6 protein-coding genes are annotated in these 12,016 nt (G+C 37.1%); all 6 read left to right on the forward strand.

All coding sequences use genetic code 11. The features are described from left to right. Positions 1-21: 21 nt before the first annotated feature. The 6 genes from HHU12_RS19715 (at position 22) to HHU12_RS19740 (ending at position 11,992) form a co-directional block, all read left to right on the forward strand. Positions 22-921, forward strand: a complete 900-nt coding sequence (locus HHU12_RS19715; protein WP_169658456.1) for a T9SS type A sorting domain-containing protein — start codon at positions 22-24, stop codon at positions 919-921. A gap of 90 nt (positions 922-1,011) precedes the next feature. Beyond that, complete coding sequence (locus HHU12_RS19720; protein ID WP_169658457.1) at positions 1,012-3,393, forward strand: hypothetical protein; 2,382 nt, start codon at positions 1,012-1,014, stop codon at positions 3,391-3,393. Between the two features lie 585 nt (positions 3,394-3,978). Further along, on the forward strand, positions 3,979-7,179 hold the full coding sequence (locus HHU12_RS19725; RefSeq protein WP_169658458.1) for a SusC/RagA family TonB-linked outer membrane protein: 3,201 nt from the start codon (positions 3,979-3,981) through the stop codon (positions 7,177-7,179). Positions 7,180-7,182: 3 nt separating this feature from the next. Next, positions 7,183-8,913 carry a RagB/SusD family nutrient uptake outer membrane protein gene (locus tag HHU12_RS19730; protein WP_169658459.1) on the forward strand — a complete coding sequence of 577 codons (1,731 nt, stop codon included), beginning with the start codon at positions 7,183-7,185 and terminating at the stop codon, positions 8,911-8,913. 16 nt (positions 8,914-8,929) lie between these two features. Then, positions 8,930-10,552 carry an Ig-like domain-containing protein gene (locus HHU12_RS19735; protein ID WP_169658460.1) on the forward strand — a complete coding sequence of 541 codons (1,623 nt, stop codon included), beginning with the start codon at positions 8,930-8,932 and terminating at the stop codon, positions 10,550-10,552. A gap of 111 nt (positions 10,553-10,663) precedes the next feature. Further along, positions 10,664-11,992 carry a hypothetical protein gene (locus HHU12_RS19740; protein WP_169658461.1) on the forward strand — a complete coding sequence of 443 codons (1,329 nt, stop codon included), beginning with the start codon at positions 10,664-10,666 and terminating at the stop codon, positions 11,990-11,992. Positions 11,993-12,016 lie beyond the last annotated feature (24 nt).

Genomic DNA, 12,016 nt, shown 5'->3' on the forward strand with positions numbered 1-12,016 from the left:
CATATTCTTAAAGCGATGACTATGAGAATATATAAGATTATCATACAGTGTTTGAGTATAGTTCTAATTGCTAACTGCAATATGGCAATTGGTTTTGCTCAAAATATATATGCAGGAGGAAGCGGAGAAGGAGATTCTTTTTCAGGTCTGAGTGAGGGAGCTTCACCTGATGTAAATGTTTTTTTAGGAGGCAATGGAGAAGGAATTAGCAGTGAAAGTCTATCCTCAGTCGTACAAACAGATCCAGAAGTGATTTATACAGGAGGAATCTCATTGGGGTATTCAGAAGGCGTTCTTTCAGCATCACTTCCCGTAACAGAAAATTTTATTTTCGATGGAGGAGATGCTAGAGGAGATGCAAGTGCTTCTATCATGGTAGACGACTTTGCTGATTTGCCTGTAGAACTAAGAAGTTTTGACGTTTTCAATGTAGACGGAGAAGCATTAGTGAAATGGGAAACACTTTGGGAAATCAACAACGACTATTTCGTAGTTGAAAAGTCAAGGAATAGAAGAAATTGGGAAGAGGTAGAGCAAGTGAAAGGATATGGTAATTCAAATTATTTACTTTCTTACGAGGTAAAAGATGAAAACCCTTTAAGTGGCCTATCTTATTACCGTTTGAAACAAGTTGACTTTGATGGAACAGCTACTTATTCTGAAATAAAAGCATTTTCAACCGACAAAACTGTGGAGTTGGAGTTGGTGGCATATCCAAACCCGTTGCAAGATCAGCTAACTATTCTTGTGCGTCAGGCTTATCATAACAGGATGCAGCTTTTTACTATTACAGGGCAGAGAGTTGATTTCAGAATTGTTGAAAGTGAGGAGGAACGTATCAAAATTGCTTTACCCAACTTGGAAAAAGGAATGTATGTATTGAGAGTAGCTTCAGTGGGTGCTTTGGTATTAATGAAATAAGACAATACACATAATCAATATGTGTGATTACATACCTTAATTGGAAGGCTGTTTTTAATCTTTTAGACAGTCTTCCCATTTTTATTACTTATGAAAAACAAACAATTTTACCTTATTCTTGTAGCAGTGATTATTACAATTATCACAGCTTACAATACACTAGAAACTAAAACTTCCATTATTGAAAATAACCTTATCAAGGTAGTTTTTAATACAGATGAAGGACATTATGATATTATCGACAAGGCAAAAGATAAACGAATAGTGGAAAAAGCCTATGTGGAAGTAAACCATTTTATTTCTACCACTTACACCACTCACAAAACGACATTGAAGGCCTTGAAAGATGAGTTAGGTGAAGGACAAAAACTAACAGTGACGAGTTCAAGAAAAGACTACCCTGATTTGATTTTAGAAATATCACTGTATAATAATAAAAGTTATGTGGTGTTGAATACAGGAGTTGTCAATCATTCGGATCAAAAAATCAGAATCAATAAAATGTCTCCTTTACAAAAAGGGGTTGCCTATAACAAAACCAAGTTTGAATCTTATTTTGCCATTGACGGTTACAGTGGAGGATCATTAGGATGGGAGTGGCCGGGTCACGGTCATACCACAGCTGTTCATACTCAAAGTCTATCATGTGAGAACAACTTAATGCTGACTTTTGGTGAAACAATTGAAGAAAAAAATACCCTCGTTATGGGTGGTCTTACGTATAAAGAATTCGCTAAAAAAGCAGAAGCCATCAAATACGTGGATCATATTTCCTTATCACTTTGGTGTCAGGATGGTGTAGGAAAAGTAGTGGATACTCATTCCACGTATATTCCAAATGAGAAATTCTATTTGGATTTTAATCTGAAGAATCCCTTTGAGGCACTTGAAAAATATGCGAATACAGTAAAAGTAGCACAACAAGTAAAGCTAAACCATTATACATTTCCCACATTATGTCTTTGGTACACACACACAAACAATACCAATGATGGTGTGAAACAGTTAGATACAGCGGTTGAAAAAGGACTATTGAATTACGCTTCAATGGGTATCAGAATTGTACCTGACAACTACAAAGAAAACAATATCAATGGCTGGTTTGATGATGAGCACTGGCAGAAATATGGTTTTTATACGGCTCCTTATGAGACTTCTGAAAAGTTTGCTAAAGCAATTATCGATAGAGGAGGGATTCCGTTCCAATATTTCCAATCCACCAAAACATCTACAGATTACAGTGAGAAGTACCCCGAACAATGTTTATTTAATGACGGTAGCAAAAAGACAGGAAACTTAGGGCCGGATTGGAATATAATCGGAAACGGTAATTATGATTTGACTGATAAGGATTTTGAAAAACATATAAAATCTTCTTATGCCCACTTGAAGAAAGCAGGTTTTCAGGGCCTTATGGTAGATTACCCTCATTTGTCATGGCATGAAGACGGTGGTTTTGATGATGAATATACTACAACGGCCGGTTTTCACAGAAAGTATTTCGAATTGGCTTACAATGGATTAGGTAAAGAAAATTCTTATGTACATGAAAGAATGCGTGATTCTGATGTGACATTGGGCGTAGTATCTTCTAAGAGAACAGAAGGAGATACATGGTCAATTACACCTTCTATGATCAAGCATACAGCTTTAAGATGGTATAAAAACCGTGTATTGGTCAATTGGGATATGGATGCAAAAGATTATACAAAGGTGAAAACAAAAAATAGAGACGGCATCAGAACCATGTTTACCATGACCTATGTGGCAAGTGGAAGACTCCTTTTAGGGCACAGTTTATATGAAATGCCAGACAGTGTAGTGTATGATCTTTCAAGAACATTACCGTATCAATCAATACCTCAAACAGCAAGACCATTGGATGCTTTTGATCTGCAGAAATTCTGTCCACAGGTCTATGACTATAAAGTAGATAAAGACTGGCATCAGTTGACTTTCTTCAATGATAATCCTCGAAGACCTACAACAATCAGTGTGGATTTTCTGCAAAATGCATCTTTCAGTGGACTGGATTTAGAAGAAGAGAAGCAGTACTATATTTATGATTTCTGGAATGATCAATACATCGGAAAACAAAAAGGAGATTCAGAATTGAAACAAGTCTTAAGACCAGGAGAATCAAGAATGATGAGTATTCACGCTGAAGAAGATCATCCACAATTTATCTCCACCAACCGTCATATTATGCAGGGAATGCTAGATGTAAAAGCATGTGCATGGAATGCTAACGAGAATAGCCTTTCGGGAATTTCAGCCGTGGTGGCAAATGATCCTTATGAGTTGGTGATTGCTAAAAACAGTCATAAAGGATTAGCAATAGAAGTATCTGAAGGAACGGCAAAGTGGGTGGATATCAATAAAGAAATTGCAAAAGTGGTGATCAATTCACCATCCAATGCAGAAATAAAATGGAAAGTAAAGTTTCATGAAAACCCTCGCAATATGAAGTGACAAAAACCAATGTAAAGAGAGTGAAAACTACTTATTAGCTTTTGCTCTTTATTCATGTTGAATACGGTTGTTTGAGTTAAGAATGAAGAATGAAGAATTAAGTTGGTTCGTGGTATTGAACTCTTATTGTTCACCTATAAGACAAGTCATTTTTCTTAATGAAGTACCCTCCTTTGACATTCCCTCCTAATTCTTAATTCTTAACTCAAATACAGTATTCAGACTAGAGACATGAACCCTAAAACCTAAGAAATTACATCTCATTAAATCTAGTCACTTAACACATTGTAGTGTTTTAATTTTTATGTTTGGCTTAACTAATTTTAAGATCTGTTTTTTATCAACTTAAGTTGGGTAATTGAAAATAGAGTCTTACTCTCCAAAGTATTTGTTTGTAAAGTGATAAAACATTAGCCTGTCAAAGTTTATTGTTAACGCAATGTTTAAAAACATTATATAATTATGTATAAACTTTGTAAATGCATAGTTTTGCTAACAATTGATATATAAGGACAAATAAATTAATAGTAGAGTTACCTAATTTTGAGCTAAACGATTAGCAGAATCTATTCAAGTATTAAAAGTATGGTGAAAGAGAATAAACTACTTACTAATTTTTTACTACCATTAATTTTAACATTTTTTTTATCTGGTTTCGCAAACGCTCAAGATATTAGAATTAATGGTATTGTTTATGACACAAAAGGAGTAAGTATTCCAGGTGCGTCAGTTGCTGTCGTAAATTCAGATGAACTAAAAGGTTCGATTACTGATATGGACGGTAAGTTCTCCCTGACTGATATGAAACAAGGAGACATAGTTTTGATATCCTTTATCGGGTATGAAGACTTTAAGTTGACTATTAAAGCAGGAATGAAAGAAGAGGTGAAAATTTACCTCAAAGAAAAAGTAAGTGAATTGGACGAAGTCATAGTCATTGGTTATGGCGAAGTGAAAAAAGAGGACCTTACAGGTGTGGTGAGTAGAGTAGGAGAGAAAGATTTGGAGGGAAACACAACAGCTTCTTTTGAAAATTCATTGCAAGGTAGAATGACGGGTGTAAGGGTAGTATCCAACAGTGGTCAACCTGGAGCGTCATCTTCTATCAATGTTCGTGGTGTCAACTCATTGGGTGGTAATTCACAGCCGTTATATGTTATTGATGGTGTGCCAATCATGTCAAGTGATAATATGGGTTTTGCTCAGAATGGCGGTAGTGGTCAAAGTGCCATGGCCGATATCAACCCTGCTGATATTAAATCCATTGAAGTTTTAAAAGACGCCTCTTCAACAGCCATTTATGGTGCGATGGGTTCCAATGGTGTAATCCTTATCACAACAAAACAAGGTGAACTTGGAGATATCAAAACTTCAGTCAATGCGAAATACAGCTATCAGGAACTTCCTCCATATATGTATATAGATGTTTTGAATTCACAGGAGTTCTTACAGATGAGAGCAGAGTCGGGTAGAATGTCTTCTGAAGATTCTGCAAAATATTTAAACAACCCTGATATCCCCACTAATGATTGGCAAGATAAAGTATACAGATCTGGAGATATTATGGATATCAATGCTTCCGTTTCGGGTGGTACTAAAAAGTTTAACTTCATGGCATCAGCCAATCGTTACCAAGCGAATGGTATTATCCCAAAGTCAGGGTATGAAAGAACCACTTTCAGAGCCAATATGAGATCTCAGCTGTCGAAAAAAGTAAACCTTTCCTCTTCTGTTTACTTTGCCAACTCAGATGCAGAACAAGTGAACTCAGGTACAGGTTTTGATGCCTCAAAAGGACAAGGTTCTGTAGTTATGCAGGCATTAAGAGCACAGCCGACCATGGATGATGATGGGTTTAACATTATTGAAAATGGTAATACGGTAGAGCTGAGAGTAACGCCAACAGAATTGGTGTCCATGAATACACAGCAAAACATTACAAACGTATTGGTAGGTAACTTAGCCCTTGATTACAATATCATCAATGGAATGACCTTTACATCCAGATTTGGTATGAACAATGTCAATAGAGAGAACAACTTTTATAGAGCTACTCAGAAAAATCCTATTGACGATATCAACGGATGGGCGAAAAGACGTTTCAGTACTGGTAAATCATGGAACTGGGACAATCAATTACGCTATGGTAAGAAGTTTGGTAAAATCAATACCAATACTTTTATCATGTCATCATTGAGAAGTTCAGAAGATGTATGGTCTCAGCAGGAAGCTCAAAACTTCCCATCAGATGCATTGCTTTTCTACAACATGGCGGCAGGGAGTACACAGCTTCCCAACGCAAGTGGTTTTGGCAAACGTACTATGGCAAGTTTTACAGCTAGAACGATCATGGATTATAGCAACAAGTATTTCCTAACAGCTTCTTATCGTATGGACGGTGCTTCACAGTTCTCCAAAGGAAATAAGTGGGCCGCTTTCCCAGCCGTTTCAGCATCATGGAAAATTAATAATGAGAACTTCCTGAAAAATGTAAAAGACATTAATCTCTTAAAACTAAGAGCAAGTTATGGTACAAACGGTAATCCAGCCAATATGATTGGTCAGTCCTTAGCTATTTACTCTTCACATTATGCAGTGTATGGAGAGGACAAAGGAAGATATCCAGCCTTAAGAGAAGCGTTCTTTACCAATGATGAATTAGGATGGGAATTGACAAAAGAGATCAACTTTGGTTTGGATGTAGATTTATTCAAGTCGCGTATATCATTAAACGCTGATTACTATATCAAAAATACAGATGATTTATTGGTAAGCACCAACGTGCCGGGTTATACAGGTTTCACAACTGGTTTATTGAACATTGGTTCTATTCAGAATAAAGGTCTGGAGATCGCTTTGAATACTACAAACGTTGAAGCAGGTGATTTCACTTGGTCATCAAGTATTATGTTTACCAATGCCAAAACCTATATCACGAGTTTAAGAACAGATACTTTGAGTGTGGGGTATAACAACCCTTGGGTAACAGGCGGTCACACACAGCGATTGATTAAAGGGCAGGAATTAGGTACTTTCTGGGGATATCAATCAGATGGAATCTATCAGTATGAAGATTTCAAAGAGTTTAGAGGAATGACGACAGAAGAAGCGGCGCGTAAGTATCGTCAAGATTTAAAGGATGCCAATTATCAGGTAGGTCGATTAGATGGAATGTATACTCCTTGGAAAGAAAATGAAGTAGGTCAAGCAAGATATCCTGGTCAAAGAAAATACAAGGATCTGGATGGTGATGGTAAATTGACTACGAATGATAAAACCATTATTGGTAATGCACAGCCTGATTTTGTATGGTCAATGGAGAACCGATTTGAATACAGAAACTTTGCATTAACCATCTTTATTATGGGTGAGCAAGGTAGAAAAATGGCCAACTTGACCATGTGGCAAATTGGATTTTTAAATGGTAGCCAAAACGTTACAAAAGAGATTTATGACAATAGATGGACGCCTGAAAATCCAAATAACCATACGCATATGGCGCTGACTGGAAACAATCAAATCACAATACCTTTCAGTGATGCATTGATTGAGGATGCGTCGTTTATCCGATTGAAAAGAATAGACTTGATGTATAGGTTCAACTTCCCTAAAATCAGCGGTAATGTAACCCTTTCAGCTAGCGATATTTATACATGGACAAACTACAGTGGTTATAACCCTGATGTATCGCTTGGAGGTCATAATGCATTGCAAATGGGACATGATTATGGTATTTATCCTTTGCCAGTGACTTATACTGTCGGACTAAACCTAACAATAAAATAACTCATGAGAAAAGATACTTTACAATATATCAAAAGCTTAGTTCTAGGGTTAATCACGCTAGGATTAGTAGGCTGTGAAAGTTTTTTAGAGGAAGACCCAAGGGGATACATCACTAAAGATGATATTCCTACTACCTACCAAGGTGCCATTATGCTAGCATCTGCTCCTTATGAAAATTGGGTGAGTGGAGGCAACCTTTATGGCAGATGGTTTATGATGTGGGAAACAGGTACAGATGATCAGTCTGCACAGACGTTCCTTTCTCCACCAATGGATACGTATTTATTGCATAATGCCAACCCTGATGAACAGTTTTATTATTCAGGAATTTGGGCGCCATTATGGAAAGGCGTGGCAGATTGTAATAATGCATTAGATGTGATTCAGCAAATGCCGTCTATAGATGATAAAGATAATGTGATTGACTGGGATGAGGACGATCAGACTATTTCGGATGATACAAAGGACGTTATTTTTAACAGTAGAATTACAAAAAGCCAACAAGAAGCAGTCATTGCAGAAGTGAAGGTATTGAGAGCATTATATTACTATCATTTAGTAAGAATGTTTGGAGATCTTCCTTTGGTAACGGTACCAATGAACAAGCTGAGTAACTTAGGTTCCATTGAGCGATCTGATGTAATGGACATTTATAATGAAGTTATTATTAGAGATCTGGAAGAGGCCATTCCTCACTTGTATCATTTCCATTCGTCTTCTTTCAAAGGAAGATTTACTAAAGCTTCTGCTTATGTATTATTAGCCGATGTTTACCTCACATTAGCAGGCAAAAGATATTCATCTCAAGGAGTACCTTTATCAGGAGACTCAAAGTATTACCCATTGGCAATGAGCATGGCAGACAGTGCTATCAACAACCAAGGTGGATTTGAACTTTGTACCACTCCATCTGCAGAATATCCTAATCCTTATGGGCAACCATGGAGACAGTCTTTCTCAAAAGAGTCTTTGATTGAGTTTGGCAACCTTTCAGGATTTGGTATTGGAGGACAAGGAGAAGGTCTGATGGTAGTACAAGAAGCAATGATGGGTGGAGGAAGCCAATTTTGGGGTGTAAATGTAAAGCAATTTCACGGCTCTGCATCAGGTTATTATTTACCGACTCCAGATTTATTCAGAGCTTTTGAAGAAGGAGATTTAAGAAAAGAATTCGGAATGCTCGTAAAATCAGCCGATGCTGAAGGAGATACCTGTTATAGTATTCCATTATACCATAAACTGTTGGATCCGGTGATCTACAGAGGAGAAACAGGCTTCCAGCGTGCAGACGGTAATATCAATATTGTGTTGTATAGAATTGCAGATGCAAAGTTGATTTATGCAGAAGCGTCAAACGAGGTCAACGGTCCTACAGCACGAGCAATTGATGAAATTAATCAATTGAGAAACAGAGCAGGATTGGAAGACTTGCCAGCTTCAATGACAAAAGATGAATTTCGTGAGAGAATCTGGCAGGAAAGAAGAGTGGAATTACATGGGGAAGGCAAAAGAAAATTTGACCTGGTTCGTACTGATCGTTTGAAAATACTATCAGATTCAAGAGATCTTTATTATTCATCGAGTGACAATCCAGAGTGGAAAAGTAATAGTGGAAAAGATAATATTCTAGTCAACTATATCTGTTTGCCTTACCCTCAGCATGAAGCTATATGGCCTATTCCAAGACCAGAAATGGCCCTTCACCCGAACTGGAAACAAAACTATGGTTACTAAAAACGAAGAAGGAATAATGAAAAAACTAAATATAATAAGCATTGTATTACTCCTCTTTATGGTAGCTTGTCAGGAGGAGAAAGTGGAGGAAATCAGAGAAGTAAACGGCATCAGTGTCAGCCCATGGGAAACACCCACTTCTTTTGAGATCAATGAGAAATTACAATTTGTAGCGTACAACAAACCTGATTTTGAAGAAGCAACTGAAGTTGTTTGGTCAGTAGACTCCCCAAGTGGGGCTGTGGTTGTAGATGAGAAAACAGGTTTTGTAACCGGTGTCAAAAAAGGTTGGGGTAAAGTAATAGCTACTTCTACAGTGACTAACCTTTCAGATACATCTTATGTGGTGGTAGGTGAAGATAGTGCCACTATTGATTTTATACGATTTGATACACCCATCGTTGATGCAGTTGTAGGGCGTGAAGTAAAGGTAGAAGCGCTTACAACTCCTTACAACGTAAGTGATCTTGGTTTGATCCAATATCGTCCTGATGATTTAGACAAAGCAAGTGTGGATAAAAATGGCGTGGTGAGGCCGAAAGTAGTAGGCGTAACTAACATTTTTGCTGAAGTGATCAGAACAGATGACAGAGAGGTGATCACTGCTTCAATCCGTGTAAATGTGATGCCTGTAGTAGCAATTGAGGAAATCATTTTTGCAGAGACTGAATTATTAAAATCAAGAACAGAGGAATTCGAATTAGACTTTACGTTCTTACCAGAAAACTCTAATGATACTTTATTCAATTACTTCGTATCGGATACCACTGTATTAACAGTAAATCCTGAAAATGGAAAAGTGGTGGGTAAAGGTGTAGGCGAAGCTTTTGTTTACGTTTCCAATGATAGATTTTTATCAAAAGCTGTGAAGGTAAAAGTGATTGAGCCAGTACTTGCAGAAGGGGTGAAGCTTCACAATCCGCTTACAAAACCATTGCAGTTTGCAGGTCAAACAGTACAGATAGAAACGATTTTCACTCCTGAAGACACCTTCAACAAGAAAGGAACATGGACTTCATCAGATGAGTCGGTCGTTACAGTTGATGAAAATGGATTGACCACTGCCACAGGAGACGGAGAAGCAACGATTACTTTTGTTTCTGAAGACGGCGGTTTTACCGATGCTGTAACAGTAGCAGTAAATACAATTTTCTACTACTTCACACCAGATCCAGATGATGTAATACCAAATATCACTTACTCAACAAGAGATATTGACTTAGTACCAATAGATGGTCAAGATCATTTAGGCAATACCACCAAATTATATCAAGTAACAAAAACTCGTGATGGATGGTCATTGATAGATATCCGTACCACAAAACCTATTAATACTGATTATTCAGTAGAGTTTAAAATATGGGTGAAGATACCAAAGCAAGATGTTGAATTAGAACAATACGATATGAGTTTATCGCTTTATTCAGCAGATAAGTCCAAAAGGTTCTTTAAACAACAGCCTGTTACAGAGGTGACCTTTGACGAATGGACTGAATACACTTTCAATTTCGACGATCAAGATCTTGAAGGCGTTGATCTTCAAGTCATAGAATTTGTATTTGCTCACGGCTTTTTCGAAGAAGCCATAGGCATCCAATACCTGATAGAAGGATTAAAAGGCCCTCATTTAAGAGATTAATAATAAAGGAAGAATGAAGAGGGATGAGGTAAGGCGGTCCAAGAACCATTATGCTTACCTCATACCTCATTCCTCTTACCTCAAAATATGGGTTTAAATTTTTTAGACAAGATGAAATTACAACTGCATTTTTTACTGATCAGCTTAGTCATCGTGATGATGAGTGGTACATCTTATGGCCAAATTCAAGTATTTGGTGAAAAAGGAATTGTAGAAGAACCTAAAGCTTGGGGTGGCAAAATGGAAGAACTAACTTCTTTCAATGGAAAAGAAGAGGTGCTTTTTATACAGCGAAATACATCACCTTATGGTGGGTTTATTTTTGATATGGATTTAAAGCTAGACTTCTCAACTTCTAACGTCATAACTTTTTCAGCCTACAATCCAAAGCCAGCCAAAAAACTTGAAGCCTATACAATTCTGGCAGGGGTAAGGAAGAAGGGAGAAGATGGGCAACTGCAAGTTTTAAAGAAGATTCCAGTAAAATCATTTGATCAATGGGAAGAATATAGCATAGAAATCAATCCTGTAGAAGGTGTCGATTACAAATCGGTCATCATTATTCTTCAACCAGATAGCCATAATAAAGAAGCCAATGGTATGACAATGTATGTGACTGATGTAAAGGCCCCTGCTGTGGTGGCTGACGAAATCCTCACTTACCTCTCAACTGATGAAAGTGGTAAAGTCATTCAGATGGATATCCTGTCATCAGGAGATTTAAAAAATAAACTGAAAAAGACTGCTTTCAAGGTGATTAAAAATGGTTATAAAGAATTGTCAATCAGAAAACTGGAGACGTATGATCGTCAGGTGATACTTAACATGGATAAACCCATTCATCCGAATGACGATATAAGACTTTCTTTTGATAAAGACCGCTTGGAAGATACAGATGGAAAGGTTTTGAAACCGTTCAAGCACAAGTTGGTAAAAAATAATGTGCCGATTGATTTTGAACTCTATTCTGATCTTAATTTCACTCATAAACATGTCTTAGATAACTTCCATGGCTACAGGTCTTCCTTTCAAAAAGGAGTAACAGTTCCTGGAAATGTGGAGGATATGGCAATGAAGGTAGAATTGAAAGAAGATTACTGGGGAGCCTTGATGTTCAACATGAAAAATGAGTTGGATATTACAAAGGAGAAGGTTTTTAAAGTGAAAGTTTTTGTCCCTCAGCCTCCAGAAGAAGTTGAAAATATAAAGGTAGAATTATGCCTTAGGGTAAATCAAAAACTGAAAAAACAATTGAAGAAAAAAGTCTTTATCACCACTTTCAATGAGTGGGTGGAGGTGAGTTTTGATTTTAAAGATGAAGAACCTCAAACCAGAAACTTCAATTCAATTTGTTTGGCTTTTGATCCGTCCTCTTCCACTAAAAAAGGAACTAAACTTTATATAAAGGATTTTATGGGGCCAAGAAAAAGAAATTTGTGAATGAAGAATGTCCTTTTTGATGGA

This window comes from Flammeovirga aprica JL-4 (assembly GCF_012844305.1).
Classification (GTDB): domain Bacteria; phylum Bacteroidota; class Bacteroidia; order Cytophagales; family Flammeovirgaceae; genus Flammeovirga; species Flammeovirga aprica.

Excerpts from the sequence above, each read along its gene's own strand:
- HHU12_RS19730 (WP_169658459.1), top strand. The coding sequence starts at position 7,183 with ATGAGAAAAGATACTTTACAATATATCAAAAGCTTAGTTCTAGGGTTA.
- HHU12_RS19725 (WP_169658458.1), top strand. The coding sequence starts at position 3,979 with ATGGTGAAAGAGAATAAACTACTTACTAATTTTTTACTACCATTAATT.
- HHU12_RS19740 (WP_169658461.1), top strand. The coding sequence starts at position 10,664 with ATGAAATTACAACTGCATTTTTTACTGATCAGCTTAGTCATCGTGATG.
- HHU12_RS19715 (WP_169658456.1), top strand. The coding sequence starts at position 22 with ATGAGAATATATAAGATTATCATACAGTGTTTGAGTATAGTTCTAATT.
- HHU12_RS19720 (WP_169658457.1), top strand. The coding sequence starts at position 1,012 with ATGAAAAACAAACAATTTTACCTTATTCTTGTAGCAGTGATTATTACA.
- HHU12_RS19735 (WP_169658460.1), top strand. The coding sequence starts at position 8,930 with ATGAAAAAACTAAATATAATAAGCATTGTATTACTCCTCTTTATGGTA.